Annotated in this window: 24 protein-coding genes and 2 tRNA genes; 17 read left to right on the forward strand and 9 right to left on the reverse strand. The window is 71.2% G+C overall.

Annotated elements, in window-relative coordinates; genetic code table 11:
• Window positions 1-20: 20 nt before the first annotated feature.
• Both BIU98_RS05555 and BIU98_RS05560 read left to right on the forward strand, forming a co-directional pair.
• Window positions 21-96, forward strand: a tRNA-Glu gene (locus BIU98_RS05555).
• A 60-nt stretch (window positions 97-156) separates the two neighbouring features.
• A tRNA-Glu gene (locus tag BIU98_RS05560) sits at window positions 157-232 on the forward strand.
• A 53-nt stretch (window positions 233-285) separates the two neighbouring features.
• Here BIU98_RS05560 and BIU98_RS05565 read toward each other — a convergent pair.
• Complete coding sequence (locus tag BIU98_RS05565) at window positions 286-1824, reverse strand: glycoside hydrolase family 76 protein (protein WP_071272985.1); 1539 nt, start codon at window positions 1822-1824, stop codon at window positions 286-288.
• Window positions 1825-1981: 157 nt separating this feature from the next.
• On the opposite strand from BIU98_RS05565, the gene BIU98_RS05570 reads away from it, so the two are divergent.
• From BIU98_RS05570 to BIU98_RS05590, 5 genes are all read left to right on the forward strand, one after another.
• A complete protein-coding gene (locus BIU98_RS05570; RefSeq protein ID WP_254787800.1) occupies window positions 1982-3265 on the forward strand; it encodes a glycoside hydrolase family 125 protein in 1284 nt (427 codons plus the stop codon).
• A complete protein-coding gene (locus tag BIU98_RS05575; RefSeq protein WP_083393006.1) occupies window positions 3262-4245 on the forward strand; it encodes a carbohydrate ABC transporter permease in 984 nt (327 codons plus the stop codon). The genes BIU98_RS05570 and BIU98_RS05575 overlap by 4 nt, the downstream gene beginning before the upstream one ends.
• Complete coding sequence (locus BIU98_RS05580) at window positions 4242-5180, forward strand: carbohydrate ABC transporter permease (RefSeq protein ID WP_083393007.1); 939 nt, start codon at window positions 4242-4244, stop codon at window positions 5178-5180. Before BIU98_RS05575 ends, BIU98_RS05580 begins: the two co-directional genes overlap by 4 nt.
• A gap of 62 nt (window positions 5181-5242) precedes the next feature.
• Window positions 5243-6499 carry an ABC transporter substrate-binding protein gene (locus BIU98_RS05585; protein ID WP_071272991.1) on the forward strand — a complete coding sequence of 419 codons (1257 nt, stop codon included), beginning with the start codon at window positions 5243-5245 and terminating at the stop codon, window positions 6497-6499.
• Window positions 6496-7551, forward strand: a complete 1056-nt coding sequence (locus BIU98_RS05590; protein WP_083393008.1) for a glycoside hydrolase family 76 protein — start codon at window positions 6496-6498, stop codon at window positions 7549-7551. Before BIU98_RS05585 ends, BIU98_RS05590 begins: the two co-directional genes overlap by 4 nt.
• On the opposite strand, the gene BIU98_RS05595 is transcribed toward BIU98_RS05590, so the two are convergent.
• From BIU98_RS05595 to BIU98_RS05610, 4 genes are all read right to left on the reverse strand, one after another.
• Window positions 7505-8632 (reverse strand): GntR family transcriptional regulator, encoded by a 1128-nt coding sequence (locus BIU98_RS05595; protein WP_071272994.1) that lies wholly within the window; start codon window positions 8630-8632, stop codon window positions 7505-7507. The genes BIU98_RS05590 and BIU98_RS05595 overlap by 47 nt on opposite strands.
• Before the next feature lie 54 nt (window positions 8633-8686).
• The gene (locus BIU98_RS05600; protein ID WP_071272997.1) at window positions 8687-9553 is read right to left on the reverse strand and encodes a sucrase ferredoxin; all 867 of its coding nucleotides are present in this window, start codon (window positions 9551-9553) and stop codon (window positions 8687-8689) included.
• Between the two features lie 65 nt (window positions 9554-9618).
• Entirely contained in the window at window positions 9619-10866 is a 1248-nt protein-coding gene (locus tag BIU98_RS05605) for a cupin domain-containing protein (protein ID WP_071273000.1), read from the reverse strand.
• Complete coding sequence (locus tag BIU98_RS05610) at window positions 10863-11135, reverse strand: BatC protein (protein WP_071273003.1); 273 nt, start codon at window positions 11133-11135, stop codon at window positions 10863-10865. Before BIU98_RS05610 ends, BIU98_RS05605 begins: the two co-directional genes overlap by 4 nt.
• A gap of 84 nt (window positions 11136-11219) precedes the next feature.
• Between BIU98_RS05610 and BIU98_RS05615 the strand changes: the two genes are divergently transcribed.
• Genes BIU98_RS05615 through BIU98_RS05625 form a run of 3 tightly spaced genes read left to right on the forward strand, consistent with a single transcriptional unit; the run spans window position 11220 to window position 12618 of the window.
• Complete coding sequence (locus BIU98_RS05615) at window positions 11220-11648, forward strand: CrcB family protein (RefSeq protein ID WP_071273006.1); 429 nt, start codon at window positions 11220-11222, stop codon at window positions 11646-11648.
• Complete coding sequence (gene crcB, locus BIU98_RS05620; protein WP_071273009.1) at window positions 11645-12019, forward strand: fluoride efflux transporter CrcB; 375 nt, start codon at window positions 11645-11647, stop codon at window positions 12017-12019. Before BIU98_RS05615 ends, crcB begins: the two co-directional genes overlap by 4 nt.
• The gene (locus BIU98_RS05625; protein WP_071273012.1) at window positions 12016-12618 is read left to right on the forward strand and encodes a histidine phosphatase family protein; all 603 of its coding nucleotides are present in this window, start codon (window positions 12016-12018) and stop codon (window positions 12616-12618) included. The genes crcB and BIU98_RS05625 overlap by 4 nt, the downstream gene beginning before the upstream one ends.
• Here BIU98_RS05625 and BIU98_RS05630 read toward each other — a convergent pair.
• Together BIU98_RS05630 and BIU98_RS05635 are read right to left on the reverse strand one after the other, a co-directional pair.
• Complete coding sequence (locus tag BIU98_RS05630; RefSeq protein WP_071273015.1) at window positions 12615-13040, reverse strand: GNAT family N-acetyltransferase; 426 nt, start codon at window positions 13038-13040, stop codon at window positions 12615-12617. The genes BIU98_RS05625 and BIU98_RS05630 overlap by 4 nt on opposite strands.
• 60 nt (window positions 13041-13100) lie before the next feature.
• Entirely contained in the window at window positions 13101-14168 is a 1068-nt protein-coding gene (locus tag BIU98_RS05635) for an FUSC family protein (RefSeq protein WP_071273018.1), read from the reverse strand.
• 169 nt (window positions 14169-14337) lie between these two features.
• On the opposite strand from BIU98_RS05635, the gene leuC reads away from it, so the two are divergent.
• From leuC to BIU98_RS05665, 6 genes are all read left to right on the forward strand, one after another.
• Window positions 14338-15774, forward strand: a complete 1437-nt coding sequence (leuC, locus tag BIU98_RS05640; protein WP_071273021.1) for a 3-isopropylmalate dehydratase large subunit — start codon at window positions 14338-14340, stop codon at window positions 15772-15774.
• Window positions 15774-16370, forward strand: coding sequence for a 3-isopropylmalate dehydratase small subunit (leuD, locus tag BIU98_RS05645; RefSeq protein ID WP_071273025.1), 597 nt, complete (start codon window positions 15774-15776; stop codon window positions 16368-16370). Before leuC ends, leuD begins: the two co-directional genes overlap by 1 nt.
• A complete protein-coding gene (gene murA, locus BIU98_RS05650; protein WP_071273028.1) occupies window positions 16370-17737 on the forward strand; it encodes a UDP-N-acetylglucosamine 1-carboxyvinyltransferase in 1368 nt (455 codons plus the stop codon). Before leuD ends, murA begins: the two co-directional genes overlap by 1 nt.
• A gap of 1 nt (window position 17738) precedes the next feature.
• Window positions 17739-18602, forward strand: a complete 864-nt coding sequence (locus BIU98_RS05655; protein WP_175481295.1) for a 1-acyl-sn-glycerol-3-phosphate acyltransferase — start codon at window positions 17739-17741, stop codon at window positions 18600-18602.
• Between the two features lie 106 nt (window positions 18603-18708).
• Window positions 18709-19722 carry an NAD(P)H-dependent glycerol-3-phosphate dehydrogenase gene (locus BIU98_RS05660; RefSeq protein WP_071273080.1) on the forward strand — a complete coding sequence of 338 codons (1014 nt, stop codon included), beginning with the start codon at window positions 18709-18711 and terminating at the stop codon, window positions 19720-19722.
• Between the two features lie 32 nt (window positions 19723-19754).
• The gene (locus tag BIU98_RS05665; protein ID WP_071273031.1) at window positions 19755-20840 is read left to right on the forward strand and encodes a D-alanine--D-alanine ligase family protein; all 1086 of its coding nucleotides are present in this window, start codon (window positions 19755-19757) and stop codon (window positions 20838-20840) included.
• A gap of 285 nt (window positions 20841-21125) precedes the next feature.
• On the opposite strand, the gene BIU98_RS05670 is transcribed toward BIU98_RS05665, so the two are convergent.
• Window positions 21126-21611: a DUF3515 family protein gene (locus BIU98_RS05670; protein ID WP_071273035.1), complete on the reverse strand. Its 486-nt coding sequence runs from the start codon at window positions 21609-21611 to the stop codon at window positions 21126-21128.
• A 24-nt stretch (window positions 21612-21635) separates the two neighbouring features.
• Here BIU98_RS05670 and thiL point away from each other — a divergent pair, with 24 nt between their 5' ends.
• The gene (thiL, locus tag BIU98_RS05675; protein WP_175481296.1) at window positions 21636-22667 is read left to right on the forward strand and encodes a thiamine-phosphate kinase; all 1032 of its coding nucleotides are present in this window, start codon (window positions 21636-21638) and stop codon (window positions 22665-22667) included.
• Window positions 22668-22830: 163 nt separating this feature from the next.
• Here thiL and BIU98_RS05680 read toward each other — a convergent pair whose 3' ends face one another.
• Window positions 22831-23394, reverse strand: a complete 564-nt coding sequence (locus BIU98_RS05680; RefSeq protein WP_071273038.1) for an RsmD family RNA methyltransferase — start codon at window positions 23392-23394, stop codon at window positions 22831-22833.
• Window positions 23395-23597: the final 203 nt, after the last annotated feature.

The raw sequence follows: 23597 nt of genomic DNA on the forward strand, positions 1-23597 counted from the left end.
ACTTGTCGAGTTGTCGGAACGGCCCCATCGTATAGCGGCCTAGTACGCTGCCCTCTCACGGCGGTAACGCGGGTTCGAATCCCGCTGGGGTCACCACAGGTGACTTGCTCCGAGTCCGACAACAGGCACGGGAACCTCGTTTCCACTGCCAGCCGCGGCCCCATCGTATAGCGGCCTAGTACGCTGCCCTCTCACGGCGGTAACGCGGGTTCGAATCCCGCTGGGGTCACCAGCACGAAGGCCCCCGCCGGATCCGGCGGGGGCCTTCGTCGTTCTGCTACGCGGTCAGAGCGAGACAGCCACGCGGTCCAGGTTCAGGTAGTTGCCGCTGGTGGTGCTGGTGCTGATCGCCACCGCGTTTGAGCCCGCGGCGAGCTGGACCGGCACCGTGACCGTGGCCCACGTCGACCACGAGGCGGTTCCCGGGAAGGTGACCGTGACGGGCGCGCCGCCGCCGACGCTCACGGTCCGGGTCGCCGTGCCGGCCGCCGCGGCGTACCGGAGCGTGAGCGTGTGCGTCCCGGCTGCAGCGACGTTCACGTGCGCGGTCGCCGCCGTGCCCACGGCGTTCCACCCGGCGAGGTAGCCCCTCCCGGTGTACCCGGCGTTCGAGGCCTCGGTGGGGATGCCCGGGTGGTCGACGTTTTCGGCCTGGTACACGCCGTCGCCCTGCACCACGGCGGTGGAGCCGTCGGGCACGGCCTGCTGCAGGACCGCGACGGTCGCCGAGGCGGCGAGGGACTGCTGCGGGGTCGTGGCGATCGACGGTGTGGGCGCCGTCCAGTCCGGTCCGCCGATGCCCTCGGGGGAGACGTGGGCAGCTGCCTGCGTGGCGTTCGCGGTGAGGACCGACTCGTACTGGGTCTGTCCGGCGTCGTCGATCAGGTCACGGATGTCGCGGGTGAGGACGGCCTTGAAACCCTGCGTGTCGCTCGAGCCCTCGTTCACGAAGGTCCCGGCGACGGTGAGGTTCGCGACCGCCCAGTCCACGGCTCGGGTGGCGTCGGTGAGGTACTGCTGGTCGTTCGTGAGCAGGTACATCTGCAGGGCGGCCCCGGCGTACTGCCCCTGGTTGTAGGTCCAGTCGTAGTCGGTGAACTGGCCGGTGCCGCTGACGTGGTCCCGGATGTGTCCGTTCCGGTCGAAGTCCGTCTGCAGCCAGGCGAAGAGCCGTTCGGCGGTGTCCCGGTAGGTCGTGTCGCCGGTCGCCGCGTAGAGCCGGAGGGCGGTCTGGACGGCGGTGCCGTTCGTGGCGACGTTCTTCTCGTTCCTGCTCCCGTCGCCGACGTCGACGTTCTTCCACCAGATGCCGCCGCCGTAGGTGGTGTCCTCGTACTGCGCGATGAACCCGAAGACCTCCTCCGACTCGTCGAGGAACCGCTGCTCGCCGGTGAGCTCGTAGGCACGGACCGCGCCGCGTGCCCACCAGCCCATGTCGTCGTTCCAGTCGTTCTGGCGGAAGTCCGGGTACGCCGCCTGCCAGCCGTCGAAGACGTCGTCGATCATCTGCCGGCTCGCCGCGTCGTGGGTGCGTTCGTAGCGGTCCATCACCGCCTCCCAGTTCTGGGCTTCCCACCAGTAGTCGGTGTACAGCCCGCCCTGCGGGCCGACCGCGTGCTCCTGGTGGACCTGCCGGTCGCTGTAGGTGGTGAAGTACTTCGCGTCCGCGTCCCAGTAGGTGGCGACGAACGCGTCGTACGCGTCCGTCGCCTGCGTGGTCGTCAGGGCGGAGGCTCGGCCAGGGTCGGTCGCGACGCCCACGCCGGTGAGCGTGGCCGTCGCCACGGCACCGGTCACGAGCAGGCTGACGAGTCTGTGCTGCATGGGATCTCCTTCGATCCGAGGTCCGATCCGCCCTGCCGCGTGCAGGCGCAAAAAGTATACTTGAACTACTTCTTGCGTGGATTCGACTAATCCATATAGTTGGAGCAGTACCAGTGAAAGTCAAGGGAGCACCGTGGTTCAGATACATGCAGACCTCGTGGGCAGGGTCGCCCAGCAGGTCGAGGACCGGATGGGGTCCGACGTCGGCGCGGTGTTCGCGAACTGCTTCGCGAACACCCTGTCGACGACGATGACGGCCATGCCGGACGGAACGACCTTCATGGTCACCGGAGACATCCCGGCGATGTGGCTGCGTGACTCGACCGCGCAGCTCACGCCGTACCTGCACTTCGTCGCCGAGGACGAGGCGCTCGCCGACACCGTGGCGTCGGTGTCACGGCGGCAGCTCGAGTACGTCCTCGTCGACCCCTACGCCAACGCCTTCAACCGCACGCCCGATGGTGCCGGTCACGCTGACGACGACACGGCGATGGACCCGTGGGTCTGGGAGCGCAAGTACGAGATCGACTCGCTCTGCTACCCGATCCGCCTGGCGTTCGACCTCTGGGCGCGCACCGGGCGGACCGACCACCTCGACCGGTTCGCCGAGGTCGCTGCTGCGGCGATCGCGCTGTGGACCGTCGAGCAGGACCACGAGGCGGGCTCGCCGTACCGCTTCCAACGACCCGACCCGCTGCTGCCGAGTGACACGCTCGTCCGCCAGGGACGTGGTCCGCGCACCGTGCGGACCGGTCTGACCTGGAGCGCGTTCCGGCCGAGCGACGACGCGACGACCCTGGGCTTCAACGTCCCGGGGAACGCCTTCGCCGTGACCGAGCTGCGACACGTCGCCGAACTCGCCGCGGCGGTGCTCGACGACGAGGACCTGGCACGGCGGGCGACCGCCCTCGCCGACGAGATCGACAACGCCATCCGGACACACGGCGTGGTCCACCACCCCGACCACGGCGCGGTCCTGGCCTACGAGGTCGACGGCACCGGGGACGCCCTGCTCATGGACGACGCGAACGTCCCGAGCCTGCTGTCCCTGCCGGTCCTCGGGTGGTGCGACCCCGATGACCCGCTGTACCGGCGCACCCGCGCCGCCGTGCTCTCACCCACGAACCCGTACTGGTTCAGCGGGGCGGCCGGCAGCGGCATCGGCAGCCCGCACACCCCCGGGCGCAACGTCTGGCCGATCGCCCTCGCCGTCCAGGGGCTCACCGCCACCGACGCCGACGAACGTGACCGCGTCCTGCGCCAGCTGTGCGCGACCCACGCCGGGACGCAGCTCATGCACGAGTCCTTCGACGTCGACGACCCTGCCACCTACACCCGTCCCTGGTTCTCCTGGGCCAACGCGATGTTCTGCGAGTTCGTGCTCGACCTCGCCGGCCTGCGCACCGCCTCGGCGCCGGTACCCGATCGGAGCGCCCGATGAGCGTCGTCACGACCCCCGAGGAGCAGGCCGTCGTCGCGGGCGAAGCCGATGACGCCCTCGACGTCGCGTCCCCGAAGCGCCCGCGGGCCGAACGGGGGAGCGGCGTCAGCGCGACGCGCAGGCACCAGACCCGGGCGGCCTGGGTGTTCCTCGCGCTGCCGGGTCTCCTGTTCCTGCTGTTCACGGCGCTCCCGGTCGTCATCGCCGCCGTCGTGAGCCTGAGCGACTACGCCGTCATCGGGCCGCTCACCTGGACCGGGTTCGACAACTACGTCCGCATCGCCTCCGACCCGTTCTTCTGGATCGCGCTCCGCAACACGGTGCTCTACACGGTTCTGTACGTGCCGCTCGGTCTCGTCATCGCGATGGCCACCGCGCTGCTGCTCAACCGCAGCGCCCGCAGTGCGCGTGTCTTCCGCACGCTGTTCTACATCCCGGTCGTCTCGTCCACCGTGGCGACCGCGACGATCTGGTACTGGGTGCTCAACCCGCAGCACGGTCTGCTGAACGAGGCGCTGAGCTGGTTCGGCATCAACGGACCAGCCTGGCTCTACGACTCACACTGGGCGATGTCCGCGATCGTCATGATGAGCGTGTGGGCCGGCTTCGGCGGCAACATGATGATCTTCCTCGGCGGGCTGCAGGGCGTCTCGCCGGACCTCCGCGAAGCAGCACGCCTCGACGGCGCGAACGCCTGGCAGGTCTTCCGGTACGTGGTCGTGCCGAGCATCCGACGCACCACCTTCCTCGTCTCGACACTGCTCATCATCAACGCGTTCCAGGTCTTCGACCAGGCGTACGTGCTCACCAAGGGCGGGCCGGGCAACTCCACCGTCACGATCGTCTACTACATCTACGACCGCGGGTTCGGGTCGCTGCAGATGGGCTACGCGTCCGCGCTCTCGTTCATCCTGTTCGTGATCATCCTCGCGTTCTCCCTCGTCAACGCCCGCCTCACGAACCGGGACACCGAACGATGACCGCGACCGCCACCCGTTCCACGCCCGGCGTGCTCACCGAGCGCGACCGACAGCACCTGCGGCGCCGCGCGGCTGCCGTCCGGCGCACGAAGACGATCGCCTGGTGGGTGGGCGTCTGTCTCGTGAGCATCGTCACGGTCGCGCCGCTCGTCTGGACCCTGGCGACCTCGCTCAAGCCCGCCGGTGAGATCCTCGCGAGTTCGCTGTCGCTGGTCCCGGAGAACCCGACGATCGACAACTACGTACAGGCCGTGACGACCGTCCCGTACGGTCGCTACTTCGTCAACTCGCTCGTCCTCGGGGTCGGTGGCGCCGTGGCGAACCTGTTCTTCGGGTCCCTCGCCGGGTACGCGCTCGCCAAGCTCCGGTTCGCGGGGCGTCAGGCCGTGTTCGTCACGTTCCTGTCGTCGCTCATGGTGCCGAGCATCGTGACGATGATCCCGACGTTCCTCATCCTCCGACACTTCCCGTTGCTCGGCGGGAACGACGTCGGCGGCAACGGCGGCCTCGGGCTCATCAACACCTACTGGGCCGTCATCGTCCCCGGCGCGGCCGGCGCGTTCGCCGTGTTCTTCATGAAGCAGTTCTTCGAGTCGCTGCCCGACGAACTCGGCGAAGCCGCCCGCATCGACGGCGCGGGGGAGTTCCGCATCTTCGCCGTCATCTACTTCCCGCTCACGAAGGCCGGGCTCGCCGTGCTCGGCCTGCTCAGCTTCCAGGCCGGCTGGAACAACTTCCTCTGGCCGCTCATCGTCCTCAACGACCCGAAGATGATGACCGTCCTGGTCGGGCTCGCGGGGTTCGTCAACAACTACACGACGAACTACGGCCCGCTCATGGCCGGGACGGTGATCACGATGCTCCCCGTCCTGGTCGTGTTCATCCTCGCCCAGCGCTGGATCATCGAGGGCATCGCGCACGCCGGCACCAAGTAGCTCATCCCGTCCACCCCGGGGTGCCGGTCTGTCGGCCCCCGCACAGCAGAAAGCACACGACAATGACGTCACGTCGTCTCCTCGGCGCAGCCGCCGCGCTCGCCGCAGCCGCGCTCGTCCTCACGGGCTGTTCCTCCGGGTCGTCCGGCGCCACCGGCGCCGACGGCCGCCAGGAGGTCACCATGTGGGGCTCCTGGTCCGGTGACCAGGTCGACCAGATCAACACCATGACCAGCGCCTTCAACAAGGCGCAGACGAAGTACACGGTCAAGTACGTCCCGCAGGAACTCGTCGAGCAGAAGCTGCTCACGGCGATCGCCGGCGGGAAGGTGCCGGACCTCGTGCTCTGGGACCGCTACCAGACCTCGCTCTACGCGCCGAAGGGGGCCCTGCAGTCCATCGACGACCGGGTCGAGGAGGACGACGTCGACACGAAGGACTTCTACCCGCAGGCCCTGTCCGAGATGCGGTACGACGGCAAGCTCTACGGTCTGCCGCTGCTCGTCGACAACCGGTCGCTCGTCTACAACGAGGACCTGTTCGCGAAGGCCGGGTTGCAGCCGCCGACGACGTGGGACGAACTGAAGACCGACGCGAAGCAGCTGACCGTCAGCACGGGCGGCAAGCTGCAGCAGTCCGGGTTCATGCTGAACGACCCGGGTCTGTTCTCGATGTGGCTCCAGCAGGCCGGTGGTCGGCTCCTGACGAAGGACGGCACGAAGACCGCCTTCGACAGCCCCGAGGGCATCGAGGTGCTCGACTTCTGGAAGAGCCTGATGGACGACGGCGTCTACACGAACGGCTTCGGCGACACCAACGACGTCTTCGCGGCCGGCCAGGCGGCGATGAAGTACGACGGACCGTGGGACGTGCCCAACCTCGAGAAGGCAGACGGCCTGAAGTGGGGCGTGACGGAACCGGTCGCCGGACCCAGCGGAGCCAAGGGCGCCGTGATGGGCGGCTTCGGCCTCGCGATCCCGACCGGCGCGCAGCAGGCGGACGGTGCCTGGGCATTCGAGAAGTGGTGGGCGACCAAGGCCGAGAACGGCGTGGACTTCGCGAAGGTCTCCGGGTGGATCCCGGCCAACCGCTCCTCGGCCAACGACCCGTTCTTCACCGACGACCCGCGGTACGCCGGCTTCGTGAAGACGCTCGACTACGCGTCCGTCCGCCCGGACGTGCCCGGGTACAGCGACGTCGAGGGCAAGGCCCTCACCCCGGCGCTCGAGAAGTTCATGTCCGGCCAGCTGACCGCGGAGCAGGCACTCGCGCAGGCAGCGAAGCAGGGCGACCGCATCCTCCAGGAGAACCGGAAGTGACCGGCACCATGACCGGCGTCTGGGCAGACCGTGCCGACCGCATGCAGGACAGCATCGAGCAGCTCTACGGAGCGCCGTGGCCGCAGTACCTCCACAATGCCTGGCCGGTGGAGGACGCCGACGACGGCACGTTCAACTACTGGTGGTTGGCCCACCTCCTCGACGTCCGACTCGACGCCCACGAGCGCAGCGGCGACCCGATCCGGCTCGACCAGGCCAGGACGGTGCACCGGAACATCGTCGAGCGGAACGGTGGCTCGCTGTTCAACGACTACTTCGACGACATGCTCTGGTTCGCCCTCGCGACCCTGCGACTGCACGGTGCGACCGGGGAGCCCAGGTACCTCGATGACGCCGTCGCGCTGTTCGACCACGTCGTCGAGCACGGGTGGAACGACCACGGCGGGACGAGCCTGGCCTGGCGGAAGCAGCAGCTCGCGTACAAGAACACCCCGGCGAACGGACCCCTCGTGATCCTGGGCGCACGGCTGCACCGCGTGACCGGGGACGACCGGTTCCTGCGGTTCGCGGAGACGGCGTTCGACTGGCTCACCGGGCACCTGGTCGACGATGCCGACGGGTTCGTCGAGGACGGCGTCAACCGCGAGGGGGACGGCCGCGTCGACACGCAGTGGCGGTTCACGTACAACCAGGGGCTCTACGTCGGTGCTGCCGTCGAGCTCGGCGACCGCCGACCGGACAGCGACCTGCTCGCGGTCGCGGTCCGGACCGCCCGCACCGCCGTCGCCGAGCTGTCCGACGGGGTCGTCTTCCGCCAGGAGGGCGACGGTGGCGACGAAGGGCTGTTCAAGGGCGTGTACTACCGGTACCTCGGACTCCTCCTGGAGCGGCTGCCGGACGGGGACGCCGACGGCGTCGCCCTGACGGCGTTCGTCCGTGCCAGCACCGACGCGCTCTGGGGGGCGTTCCCGGAGGAGCTCGACCGGCCGGCCGCGAACGACTGGAGCGAGCCTCCCGTCGGTGCGGTGCCGTACTCGACCCAGCTCAGCGCCGTGATGGCGACCGAGCTGCGCGCGCGGCTCGACCGGTAGGCGGGGGCGCGGTCGACAGGCCGTCCACCAGCTGCGCAGGCACGAGGATCTTCCGGGAGTCGCTCTCGCCTCGTGCCTGTCGCAGCACCTGGGCCACGGCCTGCCGTCCGACCCCCGGCTGGTCCTGGGCGATGTGCGTGAAGCGGAAGAGCCGACGGTCGAACGTGGCGTCGGGATGGTCGAAGCAGACGATCGAGACGTCGTCCGGCACCCGCTTGCCGACCTGCTCCAGTGCGTCCCGCAGGAGCAGCGCGATGTTGTACTCACCGGCGACGAACGCCGTCGCCTCCGGGTGCGCCTCGACGAACGCGACCAGGCGGGCGACGTCGTGCTCGGGCCGGTCGGTGGCACCAGGGAGGGTCGACTCGACGTCGTGGAACGCGAGCCGGTCGTCGAGCGCCTTGTCCTTGCGGGCGTGCGCGCCGACCCAGCCACGTCGCCGGTCGTCGTTCGACGTCACGCGGCTGTCCGAGGTCACGAGTGCGACCGTGCGGTGTCCGAGGTCGAACAGGTACTCGGTCGCCGCTGCGCCTGCCGCGATGTTGTCCGTCGAGATGTCCGTCACCGGGATGCCCTCGTAGCGCCGGTCGAGGATCACCACGGGGAACCCCGTCGGCAGCAGCTCGAGCACGGCCGGTGGGATGAACTCGGAGCTGCTCGGCAGGACGACCAGGCCGTGCACGCGGCGCGCGAGCGCACGGATGGCGGAGTCCTCGGTGTCGTGGTCGCCGTGCGTGCGCTTGACGATGACGTCGGTCTCGGTGCCGGCCTCGTCGAGCATGCCCTCGAGCACCCGTGTCCCGAACGTGTCGTCGAAGTTGGTCAGGACGACGCCGATCTCCGTGTGCGCGGTCGGCTGCTGCCGCGTGGTCGGTTCGGCGCTGACGACCGTCGTGCCGACACGCGGGCGGCGCGCGACGTACCCGGCTTCGCGGAGCATGTCGAGGGCGCGGCGGAGGGTGATCGCGCTGACGTCGTAGTGCGCGAGCAGCTCGGCCTCCGACGGCAGTCGCTGGCCGACGGGGAACTCGCCGGCCCTGATGCGGGACCGGAGGTCCTCGAACGTGGTCTGGTACAGCATCGCCCGCTCCTCAATCCGTACATTGAGAATACGGCAAGAGCAGAAGCGCGTCGATCAGACGGCGACGCTGACGCTCCGCACCACGAAGCGCGGCACCTCCACGGCGAGCGTCGCGCGGCAGGTCGTGTACGTCGCGGCGGTCTGCACCCGTTCCAGCTCGACCCGGACACGGTGTCCCTCGGCGTCGAGGTCGACGGACCAGTCGGTGCCGTCCATCGTCGGCTCGGACACCGACACCGGCCGGAAGGCGTCGATCCGGTCGTCCCCGGTCTCGGCGACGGCAGCCGCGATCGCCGCCTGTTCGACGTGCGTGTGCGTCGAGCGGCCACGGAACCCGAGGGGTGCGATGCGTCCGCGGAGGTACTGCTCGGCGATGACGACGGGGTCGTGCTCGTCGACGCGGCCGTGGTTCAGCCCGTGTGGGAACACCATCGTCGTCGCCGCGAACCGGTCGCCACCGAGGTGGGAGCACTCCCACGTCTCGTCCGGGTAGGCGACGGCGAGCCGTTCCACGACCGAACGCCCGCGGACCGCGCAGCACTCGTCGTGGCGACCGTGGGCGCACACGGCGAACACCGGTCGGTCGGACAGGACGCCCGTGCTGCCGTCGAGGGGGAGCGTCAGGAGCTCCTCTGGCCCCTCGGCCTCGCCCCAGCGCACCGTGGGCTGTTGCGCGTCGGCGTCGACCACTGCCCACCGCCAGCGTCCGGCCCCGCGGAGTCGGCCGGTCCGGCGGATCGCGAGGATGCGCATCCCGGCACGCTGGGCGCGACGCGCGAGGGCGGTCCCGATCTCGGGCGGCAGGGCCGGCGACTGCGTCCAGACGTCCCAGCCCCAGGCGCTCGCGACCTCGACGAGCAGCCAGCGTCGTCCAGGGGAGGCGGTGGCGACGAGGTCCTCGTCGCTCGCCCGGGACCGCACGCTGCACGCCGGACCGCCCCGGGAGCGGGGCGGCCCGAGCGCAGGGCCCGTTCGGCGCCACTCGGTCACGGGACGGGTACCAGGACGCCTTCCCGGAGGAGCCGACGGACCACGACGACGGCGTCGTCCTCGTCGAGCGCAGGGAGCGCCCCGACGGCGGAGGTCCCGCCGCCGTGCAGCGCCCGGACTGCCTCGAGGGCGACGCCGGGCAGCCGGAGCGTCTTCGTCGGCAGCACGATGACGACCTGTCCCGCGTCCTCGCGGACGGCGGCGTGCAGTTCGTCGCGCCACCGGACCCGGTCGGCCCCGGTCAGCCCAGCGGCGACCTCCACCGTGCGCAACGGGCGGACCGGCTCCGGACGGGTCGACCGGCGGAACCGGGACCCGACGCGCACCGCGACCTCGTCCACAGCGGAGCCGTCGGCCGCGGCCTCGAGCGAGGCGATGAGGTCCTCCGCCGCTGCACGGACGTCGTCGGCGATCTGTGCCGGGTCGGCGAGGTCGACGCCGAGGGGCAACGACCCCCGCAGTCGGTCCGAACGGAGCGCCCGGCCGATGAGGTCGCGCGCCAGGTCGGCCCGGGTGACGGCCGGCATGCCGATCGTCAGGTGGATCGTGGTGCCGACCAGCGCCGTCGCCGAGTGCAGCCACCCACGCGGCAGGTACAGGGCGTCGCCGGGGGAGAGCACGGTGTCGATCGCGGGCTCCCCGGCGGCACGGGCGGCCACCGCCTCGCGACGGTCACCCCACGGCTCGTCGGCGAACGGCAGCTCGTGGACCGGCTCGTGGATGACCCAGCGCTTCTGACCGGCGATCTGCAGCACGAACACGTCGTGCACGTCGTAGTGGGGGTCGAAGCCGCGGGAGGACGCCGGGGTGATGTAGGCGTTGACCTGCGCTGGGTGCCCGAGCTCGGCGACGAGTCGTCGGGTGAACTCCTGCAGCGGCGGCCAGGTGCGGTGCAGCCCCTGGAGCACGATCGTCGACCCGGCGGCGAACTCGGCGAGCACCTTCTCGGAGCTGACCTGGTCACCGACCTCCGCGCCGTAGCCACCCGGCGCGGTGAAGGCGCTCGGCGCCAGGACCGAGCCCTCCTTCGCCATCCGGATGAACGGCGTGCGCAGGCCGCGGACCGAGAGCAGCTCGTCGGCGGCCTCGGTCGAGAAGAGGTCGTCGAACGTCGTGCCGAGGTCGGCGGCACTGCTCAGCAGCGCGCGCTTGCCCCAGTGGTCTGCGGCGAACTCCGCGACGGAGACGGCGATGCACCGGTCGAGGGCGCTCGCCGTCTCCGTCGTGTCGGGCTCTCGGCTCACGCCGAGCCGTCCGCGCCGCCGTCGTGGCCGTTCGGGTTGGCACCGCCGTCTGCGGGGCCCTCCCCGGCGTCGGCGGAGCCGGCGTCAGCGGAGCCGTCAGCGCCGCCGTCGTGGCCGTTCGGGTTGGCGCCGCCGTCTGCGGGGCCTTCGCCGGCGTCAGCGGAGCCGTCGGCACCGCCGTCGTGGCCGTTGGGGTTCGCGCCGCCGTCCGCGGGGCCTTCGCCGGCGTTCTGGGCGTCCGTCGTGATGTCGTCGTCGTTGATGCTCATGGAGCTCCCTCTCGTCAGTCGGCCGGAGTGCCGTCTGCGCCCGAGAGTAGGACGTCCGCCTGGCGACGGTCCAGGATTGGTCAGGTGAACGACGAGCGACCACCACACCACCGCTGGGGACTCATCGCGCTGGTCGCACTCGGCGGGGCGCTCGGCACCGGTGTCCGCGCGGTGCTCGCGGGCCTGCTGCCCCCTGTCGACGGGGTGAGCTGGACCATCCTCGGCATCAACGTCGTGGGGGCGTTCTGCCTCGGGCTGCTCCTCGACGTCCTGGCGCGTCGTGGCCCGGACGTCGGACGACGTCGCACCGTCCGGCTGTTCGTCGGCACGGGGGTCCTCGGCGGCTTCACGACCTACAGCACGCTCGCCGACGACACCGCCCGGCTGCTCGACGTGGGACGGTGGGCCGCGGGGAGCGGGTACGCGCTGCTCTCCGTGCTGCTCGGGCTCGCCGCGGTCGTGGCGGGACTCTGGACGGCCGGGCGCGTGCGCGGGCAGGAGCGTGCACGGTGAGCCCGCTCGAGCTCCTGCTCGTCGCCGTCGGCGGTGGCGTCGGCGCCGCCCTGCGGTTCGTGCTGGACGGCACCGTCAAGGCGCGCGTCGCCGGTTTCCCGCTCGGCACGATGCTCATCAACGTCTCCGGGTCGTTCGTCCTCGGACTGCTGACCGGGCTCGGCGAGGCGGGCGCCCTGCCGATCCCGGCAGTCGCGGTCCTCGGCACGGGCATGATGGGTGGGTACACGACGTTCTCGACGGCGAGCGTCGAGACCGTGCAGCTCCTCCGATCCGGCAAGACCCGGCTCGCCGTCCTGAACGGCCTCGGGATGCTCGTCGTCTCGGTCGGCGCAGCCGCGCTCGGCCTCTGGATCGGAAGGAACCCATGACCTCGGAACGCCCCGGCGAACTCGTCCTCGTCCGCCACGGCGAGACGGAGTGGTCCAAGAGCGGCCAGCACACCGGCCGCACGGACATCCCGCTCACCGACAACGGCATCGAACAGGCGGAACGGGCCGGCCGCTACCTCGCCGACCGTGACTTCGCCCTCGCGCTGTCCAGCCCCCTGCAGCGCGCCCGGGCCACGGCGGCGCTCATCGGCGTCGACCCCGAGCTCGACGACGACCTGTACGAGTGGGACTACGGCGCCTACGAGGGCCTGACCACGCCGCAGATCAAGGTGCAGCGCCACGGACCGTGGGACCTCTGGACCGACGGGGTCCCGGCCGGTGCCACGCCGGGGGAGAACGCCGCGGAGGTCCGGGTCCGGGCAGAGCGCGTGCTCAACCGTGCCCGGCCGTTCCTCGCCGAGGGGCACGACGCCGTGTTCATCGCCCACGGGCACGTCCTGCGCGCGATCGGTGCCGCGTGGATCCGCCTCGCACCGCAGGACGGCGCGGTGCTGAAGCTCGGCACGGCCTCGGTCAGCATCCTCGGCTACGAGCACGGCCGCCCGGTCATCGACGCCTGGAACCTGCAGCCGCGCTAGTCGTCCGCCCCGAGCACCATCGCCATCCCGAGGCTCGGGGCGACGTCGTCCAGGCCGAGCGACCGGTAGAGCCGCTGCCCGGGCGGATCGCCGATGAGCGACAGGTAGGCGCCCTCAGGGGCCCGGGCGCGGACGTCGGCGATCAGCCACTCGACGACCCTGCGGCCGAGCCCCTGGCGCTGGTGGCCCGGGTCGGTGGCCATGTCGACGACGTGGAAGTACCACCCGCCGTCGCCGATGACCCGGCCCATGGCGACCGGCACGCCGCCGGCGTCGACCACGTGGCACGCCGACCAGCTGCCGGTGATCGCGGCGGCACCCTGGTCGGCGCGCACCGGGGTCAGCCCGGAGTCGCGTCGGAGTCGGAGGTAGTGCGTCAGCGGCGGCGGGCCCTCGACGAGGCGCAGGGCGTTCGTGTCCATGGGCCCGATCCTGCCCGAGGACACCGGTCAAGCGACACCCCGGTCACACCGGAGCCCCGGTCAGACGGTGCGGATCGTGCTCGTGGCGCCCAGCGCCCGCCCGCGGCGTCGCTCGATGACCCGTCCGACGACGAGCAGCGCGACGCTGACCAGGGCGCCGAGGGTCGTCTGCGCGATCCGGTCGAGCGCCAGGAGCTCCGGTGCCTCCGGCAGGCTCAGCCACGAGACGGCGAGCGCGAGGGGCGTCAGGAAGAGCAGGCACACGGCGTAGTGGCGTGCCACGAAGATCTCGGCGAAGAACTGCCCGACCACCGCGATGACGACGATCCACCACAGGCCCGGCTCGAGCAGCAGGATGCCGACCGCGATGACCGTGCCGCCGACCGTGCCGACGAGGCGCTGCACCGCCCGGGCGACCGTGTGCCGCTGTCGGAGCGCCGGGAGGATCGACACCACCGCGATGACGGCCCAGTACGGGTGCCCGAGCCCGGGGACGGACTCGGCGACCGCCCCGGCGACGAGGGCACCGACGACGTTGAGCGCGACGGTCTCCCAGAGCGCGGCGGTCCTGAGCACCGCCAGGTCGCGGTGCTTCCGGTCGCCGAGCGGGCGGAAGGCGTGCGGGGCGCGGGGGTGGCCGACCCGACGGACCACGGCGCCGGACATCGCGACGAGCCACGCCCACACCACGGACCCGAGGATGATCGCGGCCACGAGGGGCAGGTCCGACGGCCGGAGCGGCACGAGCGCCGAGACCACGAAGGCGAAGACGGGGAAGATCGGCTGCGCCGGGACCGCCCGCAGCGCGCTGAGCGTGCCGATCGCCACGACCAGGACGACCACGAGCCCCACCGCCTGCAGCCACAGCGGTGACCCGACGAGCCCGACGCCGATGCCTGCGGACATGCACAGCGTCTGCAGCGCCCCGGCCACCCCGGTGGTGACGGCCCGCTGTCGGTAGGGCTCGGTCTGCCCGAAGACCGCCGTGAACCCGGCGAACATCGCGAAGGCCGCGTACTGAGGCAGGCCCAGGGCGATGAGCAGGGCGAGCGGTGCCCCGCCGGCGATCGCGGCACGTGCCGCGCCCTCGAGGTTGACGGTGCGGGACGAGTGTGGCGGCTTCTGCATGACCCGGCCATCCTCTCACCGCGACACGTGTCGGCGAACGCTGGGCGAGCCTCCCGGCCGCGGTGGAGCGACCACGGGGCGGGGTGGGCCGGTTGGTATACCAGTGGTAGCATCGCTGCACCGCACCGCAACAGCGGGGTGGACGGACACGAACCGAAGGGTCGAGAGCATGGGCAGGACGCTCGCCGAGAAGGTGTGGGACGACCACGTCGTCGTCAAGGGCGAGGACGGCAACCCCGACCTCCTCTACATCGACCTCCACCTCGTGCACGAGGTGACCAGCCCGCAGGCCTTCGACGGGCTGCGGCAGGCCGGTCGCCCGGTGCGTCGCCTGGACCTCACGATCGCGACCGAGGACCACAACACGCCCACGCTCGCCATCGACCGCCCCATCGCGGACCCGACGAGCCGCATCCAGATCGAGACGCTCCGTCGCAACTGCGAGGAGTTCGGCGTCCGCCTGCACTCGCTGGGCGACAAGGAGCAGGGCATCGTCCATGTGGTCGGGCCGCAGCTCGGCCTGACCATGCCGGGCATCACCGTCGTCTGCGGCGACTCGCACACGTCGACCCACGGGGCCTTCGGCGCCATGGCGTTCGGCATCGGGACGAGCGAGGTCGAGCACGTCCTGGCGACGCAGACCCTGCCGCTGAAGCCCTTCAAGACGATGGCCGTCACGGTCGAGGGCACGCTCCGGACCGGCGTCACCGCGAAGGACATCATCCTCGCCGTGATCGCGCAGATCGGGACCGGCGGCGGACAGGGCTACGTGCTCGAGTACCGCGGTTCGGCGATCCGGGCGCTCTCGATGGAGGGCCGGATGACGATCTGCAACATGTCGATCGAGGCCGGCGCCCGCGCCGGCATGGTCGCACCCGACCAGACCACCTACGACTACGTCCAGGGCCGCGACCACGCCCCGACCGGTGCCGACTGGGACGAGGCCGTCGCGTACTGGGACACCCTCGCCACCGACGACGACGCGGTCTTCGACGCCGAGGTGTTCATCGACGCCGACACGCTGGAGCCCTTCGTCACCTGGGGCACGAACCCCGGCCAGGGCGTCTCGCTGTCGCAGTCCGTCCCGGACCCGGCCAGCTACGCCGACCCGAACGACCGCGCCGCGGCGTCCCGGGCGCTGGAGTACATGGACATCACCGCCGGCACCCCGATGAAGGACATCGCGGTCGACGCGGTCTTCATGGGGTCCTGCACGAACTCCCGCATCGAGGACCTCCGGGCCTTCGCGTCCGTCATCAAGGGCCGCGAGAAGGCGCCGGGCGTCCGCGTCATGGTCGTGCCGGGGTCCGCCCGCGTCCGGCTCGAGGCCGAGGCCGAGGGGCTCGACAAGGTCTTCACCGACTTCGGTGCCGAGTGGCGGTTCGCCGGGTGCTCGATGTGCCTCGGCATGAACCCGGACCAGCTGGCGCCGGGAGAGCGGTGCGCGAGCACCTCGAACCGCAACTTCGAGGGACGCCAGGGCAAGGGCGGTCGCACGCACCTCGTGTCGCCGCTCGTCGCCGCAGCGACCGCGGTGCGTGGGACGCTCTCGAGCCCCTGGGACCTGACGAACGAGCACGAGGCTGCACTCGAAGGAGCCGTCTGATGGACGCCATCACCACCGTCACCGGGATCGCCGCACCGCTGAAGCGGTCGAACGTCGACACCGACCAGATCATCCCCGCCGTGTACCTGAAGCGCGTCACGAAGACGGGCTTCGAGGACGCGCTGTTCTCCGGCTGGCGCCAGGACCCCGAGTTCGTCCTGAACCAGGAGCGGTACCAGGGCGCGAAGGTCCTGGTCGCCGGGCCGGACTTCGGCACCGGGTCGTCCCGCGAGCACGCCGTGTGGGCGCTCCGCGACTTCGGGTTCTCCGTCGTGGTCTCACCCCGTTTCGCGGACATCTTCAAGGGCAACGCCGGCAAGCAGGGCCTCGTCACCGCGATGGTCACCGAACCCGACGTGGAGCGGCTCTGGGCCGAGATCGAGGCCCACCCGGGGATCGAGGCCACGGTGGACCTCGTGACGCAGCGCGTGTCGCTGGGTGATGTGGACGTGGCTTTCGAGATCGACGCTTACACTCGTTGGCGGTTGATGGAAGGGCTCGACGACATCGGGCTCACCCTCCGTGACGAGACCTCGATCACGGAGTTCGAATCCCGCCGTGGAAACTGGCGGCCGAAAACATTGCCGGTGAAGTAGTGAACTCTCTCGTACAGGACGCAGCAGCAGCAGGAGCACGCGTGGGACTCAAGTCGGACGAGATCGTCATCCGCGGTGGCAAGCCGCTGGTCGGACGCATCGAAGTCCGTGGGGCCAAGAACCTCGCGACCAAGGCCATGGTGGCCTCCCTGCTCGGCGACACCCCGTCGATCCTCAAGGACGTCCCGGACATCTCCGACGTCAAGGTCGTCCGGGCGCTGCTCGAGGTGCACGGTGTGCGCATCACGGACCCTGCACGAGGCGAGCTCATCCTCGACCCGTCGAACGTCGAGTCGGCCCACTTCGCCGAGATCGACGCCCACGCCGGCTCGAGCCGCATCCCGATCCTGTTCTGCGGCCCGCTGCTGCACAAGCTCGGCGAGGCATTCATCCCCGACCTCGGCGGCTGCCGCATCGGCGACCGTCCGATCGACTTCCACCTCGACGCCCTCCGGGCCATGGGTGCGGTCGTCGACAAGCAGATCTCCGGCATCCACATCACGGCGCCGAACGGCCTCAAGGGCGCGGACATCGAGCTGCCCTACCCGAGCGTCGGCGCGACCGAGCAGGTCCTGCTCTCCGCCACGCTCGCCGACGGCACCACCGAGCTCCGAAACGCCGCGATCGAGCCCGAGATCATGGACCTCATCGCGATCCTGCAGAAGATGGGCGCGATCATCACGGTCGAGCCGAACCGCACGATCTTCATCGAGGGCGTGAAGTCGCTCCGCGGCTACACCCACCGTGCGATCAACGACCGCAACGAGGCCGCCAGCTGGGCCTCCGCCGCACTCGCGACCAACGGCGACATCTTCGTCGAGGGCGCGAAGCAGCAGGAGCTCATGACGTTCCTCAACGTCTTCCGCAAGGTCGGCGGCGGGTTCGACATCCAGGAGGACGGCATCCGGTTCTACCGGGAGCTCGAGGTCCTGAAGCCCGTCGTCATCGAGACCGACGTGCACCCCGGCTTCATGACCGACTGGCAGCAGCCGCTCGTCGTGGCGCTGACCCAGGCCGAGGGCCGCAGCGTCGTGCACGAGACCGTCTACGAGAACCGCTTCGGCTTCACCGACGCCCTCAACGAGATGGGTGCCGACATCGTCGTGCACAAGGAGGGGCTGCCCGGGCACGACCGCCGCGTCGCCCGCCGTCCGTTCGAGCAGGCCGCGGTCATCACCGGCCCGACCAAGCTGCACGGCGCGAACGTCCGCGTCCCCGACCTCCGTGGTGGCTTCAGCCACCTCATCGCGGCGCTGACCGCCGAGGGCGAGTCGCACATCACGAACGTCGGCATCATCAGCCGCGGGTACGAGCACTTCATCCCGAAGCTGCGCAAGCTCGGGGCGGACTTCGACTTCGCCGGCTGAGATGGCTGCACGATCGCACGGGGACGGGTCCGACCGCTCCGACGACGGCCGCGAGCTCGACGGGTCCGACCGCTCAAGCGGCGGCGCCCTCGACACCGTCACCACCGGCCTGCCCAACCCGGGCAGGCGGTGGAAGCGGGGTGAGCGCAACATCGCGTTCCGCATCACCTCGGTCTTCGTGATCCCGCTGTTCCGCTGGGTGTCGGCGTACCGCTGGCACGGGCCGAACCGTCTGCCCGAGCACGGGGCGTTCGTCCTCGCGCCGAACCACTACACGAACATCGACCCGCTCGTCGTCGGTACGGCGGTGTGGGTCAGCCGACGCCTGCCGCGGTTCCTCGCCAAGGCGTCGATCTTCCGCGTGCCGGTCGTCGGGCGTCTCATGACGGGCATGGGCCAGATCCCCGTCGAGCGGTCCGGGCGCACGCGCCTCAACGACCCGCTCGGCGGCGGCCGCAGCCTGGTCGAGCAGGGCGGCGCGGTGATCGTCTACCCGGAGGGCACGCTCACCCGTGACCCCGACCTGTGGCCGATGCGCGGCAAGACCGGCGCCGCCAGGATCGCGCTCGAGAACGACGTGCCGCTCATCCCGATGGCCCACTGGGGCACGCAGCGGATCATGCCGCGGTACTCCAAGCGGCTGCACCTGTTCCGCCAGGCGCACGTCGACGTCATCGTCGGCGAGCCCATGGACCTGTCGGCGTACCGCGGCAAGCCCCTCGACCAGCAGCTGCTGGCCGAGGTGACGGCGGAGCTGATGGCGCAGATCACCGCGCTCGTCGAACAGCTCCGCGGCGAGCAGGCCCCGGCGCAGCGCTGGGACCCGAGCGCGAACAACCAGAAGGAGACCGGCAAGTTTGAGTGACGCAGCCGACCGGACCACCGCACCCGGCCTCCGCCCGCACGACGACCACCCGGACCCCTCCGTCGCCGCACGTGGCGCCGTCGACACCGCGGCCATCCGCGTCGTCATGCAGTCCACCGACAAGCCACGCGTCGCCGTCATCGGTGCCGGCAGCTGGGGCACCACGTTCGCGAAGGTCCTCGCCGAGGGCGGCGCGGAGACGGTCCTCTGGGCCCGCCGTCCGGAGATCGCCCGCGAGATCACCGAGACCAAGCGCAACTCGGAGTACCTCCCCGGGATCAACCTGCCCCGCACCCTGACCGCGAACACCTCGCTGGCCAAGGTGCTCGAGGGCGCCGAGCAGGTCTACGTCTCGGTGCCGTCGCAGACCCTGCGCTCGAACCTCGACGCGATCCGCGAGCTGCTGCCTGCCGGCGTGCCCGTCGTCAGCCTGATGAAGGGCGTCGAGAAGGGCACGGGCTTCCGGATGAGCGAGGTCCTGCTGCAGGGCCTCAGCATCGACCAGGACCGCATCGCCGTCGCGAGCGGCCCGAACCTGGCCCTGGAGATCGCCCGCCGCCAGCCGACCGCTGCCGTCATCTCGTCCTCGAGCGTCGACACCGCGACCGCCGTCGCCGCGGTCGCCACGAACCCGTACTTCCGGTCGTTCATCAACACCGACGTCATCGGCACCGAGTTCGGCGGCGTCCTGAAGAACCTCATCGCCGTCGCGATCGGCATCGTGGACGGCGTCGGCTACGGCGAGAACACGAAGGCGTCGATCATCACGCGCGGCCTCGCCGAGATGACCGAGTTCGCGGTGTCGCTCGGCGCACAGCCCTCCACGCTGTCCGGGCTGGCCGGCCTCGGCGACCTCATCGCCACGTGCCAGTCCCCGCTCTCCCGCAACAACACCGCCGGCCGCCTGCTCGGCCAGGGGTACCGCTTCGACGAGGTCGTCCGGCAGATGAACCAGACCGCCGAGGGGCTGGCGTCCGTCGCCCCGATCCTCGAGCTCGCCGCGGCGAACGGCGTCGACATGCCCATCGTGGGCCAGGTGGCCGAGGTCCTCGCCGGTAGGCTCGATCCGCGCAACATCGCACCGCACCTCACCGAGACCGACGAGCCCCAGGGCGAGTGACCGGTCCGGCCACTCTGCAACCAGGAGCGTCCATGACCAGCACCACCACCGTCGTCGTCCTGTTCGGCGGCCGGTCGAGCGAGCACGAGATCAGCTGCGTCACCGCCGGCGGCATCATGGACGCCGTCGACCGGACCGCGTACGACATCGTCCCCGTCGGCATCACGAAGGACGGCGACTTCACGCTCCAGCCGGACGACCCGTCGGCGTGGGCCCTCGACGGCCAGCACCTGCCGGTGGTGCCGGACAACGGCACGCGCGTCCGGTTCCCGAGCGCTGCCGAACCCCGCGCGCTCACGGTCGAACACCGCGACGGCTCGGTCACCACCGTCTCCGTCGACATCGTCTTCCCGATCCTGCACGGCCCGTTCGGCGAGGACGGCACCATCCAGGGCATGCTCGAGATCGCCGGGCTGCCGTACGTCGGCGACGGCGTGCTCGCCAGTGCCCTCGCCATGGACAAGCACGTCGCCAAGGCGGTCCTCGAGCACGCCGGCCTGCGGGTCGCCCCGTGGTCGACGGTCCTCCGCCGCGAGTGGGACGCCGACCGCCTCGGCATCGCCGAGAGCATCGCGATCCACGGCTGGCCGCTGTTCGTCAAGCCCGCCCGCGCCGGCTCGAGCATGGGCGTCTCGCGCGTCGATGAGCCGTCCGAGCTCGGCGCTGCGATGGACCTCGCCTTCGAGCACGACAGCAAGGTCATCGTCGAGCCCCGGGTCCTCGGTCGCGAGGTCGAGGTCGCCGTGCTCGAGGGCCGTGACGGCGTCCCGCGCACCAGCCTGCCCGGCGAGATCGTCGTCGCCGAGGACGGCTTCTACGACTTCGCCGCCAAGTACCTCGGCGGCGACGAGCAGCTCCTCTGCCCGGCGCCCCTGACCGAGGACGAGACCGACGCGATCCGCTCCATCGGGGCCCGCGCGTTCGAGGCCATCGGCGGCTCGGGCCTGGCCCGCGTCGACTGCTTCCTCACCGACGACGGCTTCGTCGTGAACGAGGTCAACACGATGCCCGGTTTCACGCCGTTCTCGATGTACCCGCGGTGCTGGGCGGCGACCGGGGTGTCCTACCCGGAGCTCGTCGCCGAGCTCATCGAGCTGGGTCGCGCCGCGGTCCGCTGACGCGCCGGTGGTCCTTCCGCGCGTAGTGAGTTGTTTCGCGCGTAGGGGGTCGGAAGTTCTGACCTGCAACGCGCGTTCCGACTCGCCGACGCCGCGTCAGCAGGTGGGAACGCGCGTTCCACCCGACGGGAGGCTCGGTGCCGGACCTGCGCCGAGCCTCCCGTCCGGCGGCTGGTCACGACGCACCGCGCGCTGTCCACCGAGTGGTCACCAGGCGTCGCCTGCGGCGCCGTCAGGCGACGGGACCTGACCGCTCAGCAGACGTGAGCGGGGTGTCCTGACCGCTCAGCCCTGCACCTGGGACGGGTCGAGGCACTCGTGGCCGTCCTTCGGCAGGGAGTCGACGGCGTTGCCGATGTCCTGCAGCACGTTCGGCGTCGTCTTCGACGTGTCGATGACGACCTGCACCGCCGGGTCGCGCCCGAACGTCGTGAAGACGACCTGCTTGCCGCGGTCGTCGCGGATCCAGTCGACGGACCCCTTGGAGAAGCACGGCAGGTCGGAGACCGTCGGGACAGCCACGCCGCAGTGGTAGACCGCGGCCGAGGGGTCGCCCCACGCGGCGGTCGACTGCGCGTTCGTGTTGCGGATCGCGTACTTCGTGTCGACCGTCTCGGGGAGCCGCACCTGCGCGCCGGCACACGCTGCCGCGTCGGCGGACGGCGCGGCCGTCATCGAGACGGCGTTCGTGCACCCGGTGAGCACACCGGCCACGGCGACCAGCAGGCCGAGTCCGGCGGCGATCCGGGTGGTGCGGCGCGCGGTGTCCATCGTCGACCAGGTTACCGTTCTCGTGTGGACGAGACGGACGAGTCGAGCGGACCCGTGGACCCCTGGACCGGACCGACCGTGGGGGAGCTGGGCGAACTCGTCGTGCTCGACCGAGTGGTTTCCCGGCTGCCGGCGGGCTCGCCGCTGGTGGGACCCGGTGACGACTGCGCCGTGGTCGCTGCGCCCGACGGACGCTTCGTCGTCACGACGGACCTCATGGTGCACGGGCCGGACTTCCGGTGGGCGTGGTCCTCGCCCGAGGACGTCGGCTGGAAGGCCGCCGCCACGAACCTCTCGGACGTCGCCGCGATGGGCGCCGTGCCGTCGGGGCTCGTCGTCGCGCTGGCTGCGCCGCAGGACACCCCGGTCGCGGTGCTCGAGGGCATCGCGGACGGCTTCCGCCTGGCGGTCGCGGCACTGTCGCCCGGCTGTGGCGTCGTGGGTGGGGACCTGTCGACCTCGTCGGCGTTCACGGTCGCGGTGACGGCGTTCGGCGACCTCGAGGGCCGGGCCCCGGTGCTCCGGTCGGGTGCCCGGGTCGGCGACGTCCTGGCGGTGTCCGGCGAGCTCGGGGCCGCGGCGCGGGGACTCGGGCGGCTGTTCCGCGACGGTGTGGACGCGCACGGGGAACCCTCGGCCGAGGCCGTGCGGGCCGCAGGACTGGACACCGACCCCGACGTCGGACGGCAGCGTCGGCCGGTGCCGCCGATCGCCGACGGTGTCGCTGCGGGCGTCGCGGGCGCCACGGCCATGCTCGACCTGTCGGACGGGCTCGCGATCGACGCCGGACGACTCGCGCGGGCCAGCCGGGTGACGCTGGAGCTCGACGCGGGCTCGGGTGCGGGTGCCGGTGTCGTCTTGGACGACATCGCACTGCGCGGGGGCGAGGACCACGGCCTGCTCGCGACCTTCCCCACGGACGTCGTGCTTCCCGGTGGCTTCCGTCGCATCGGTGTCGTCGTGCCGCGTGGCGAGGCCGATCTGCTGCGTGCGGGCGAGCCCGTGCCGACGACCGGGTGGGACCCCTACGCGGACTGGGACGGCGTCGCGGGCTGAGGGGTGTAGCGGGCGGTGTGGTGTCGTTCGGGGTCGGGCGTCGTGGGCGCTGGGGCGGTGCGTGGGCGCTGGGGCGGTGCGCGACAACGTCGACGTCGTACGACAGCGGTGGTGTCGTTCGGGGTCGGAGCCGCACCCCCACGCGCCACCCGACGCCCAGGCCTCACGCCGCAGCGACCACGGCCTCCCACGCGACGGTCTCGCCGTAGCTGCGCTTGCTGAAGGCCTCGAGCCCCGCCGGCCAGCTCGGCTCGGGGGAGCGCTTGCTCCGCTCCACGACCACCACGGCGTCCGCGGTCAGCCGCGGCACCAGGGCCTCGAGCACCTCGGCGATCTCGTGCTCGGTGACCTCGTACGGCGGGTCGATGAAGACCAGGTCGAAGGTCCGCACGGTCCCACGCAGGAACCCGAGCGCAGGCTGCGCATGCACGTCGATGCGGACACCCGGCACCCGCTGCTTGACGATCCGCGCGTTCTCGCGACAGGCCGCAGCCGCCGCAGCGCCGCGGTCGACGAGGACGACCTCCACCGCACCACGCGACGCGGCCTCGAGCCCCAGGGCCCCGGTGCCCGCGTACAGGTCGGCCACCGCGGTGTCGTCGACGAGCCCGCGGGACTCCAACGAGGAGAAGAGCGCCTCGCGCACGCGGTCGCTCGTCGGACGGGTGCCCGACTTCGGCACCCGGAGCGTCGTGGAGCCGGCGGCGCCGGCGATGATGCGGGTCATGCAGCAACCGTAGCGGCCGCCCGAGCGCTCGCAGCGGTTGTCCACAGGCCGGTCGGGAGGCTCGGTGCACGTCGGCCGTCCCGGGTACCGTTGCCGTGTGGTCACCTCACGAGCCGCTGCGCGCACGAGTGCGTCATCCGACGGCACCCCCGGTGCCGATGCGCCAACAGCAGACGCGCACGGAGTGGACGCGCCCGCAGCCG

It is taken from the genome of Curtobacterium sp. MMLR14_010, from assembly GCF_001865015.1.
Classification (GTDB): domain Bacteria; phylum Actinomycetota; class Actinomycetes; order Actinomycetales; family Microbacteriaceae; genus Curtobacterium.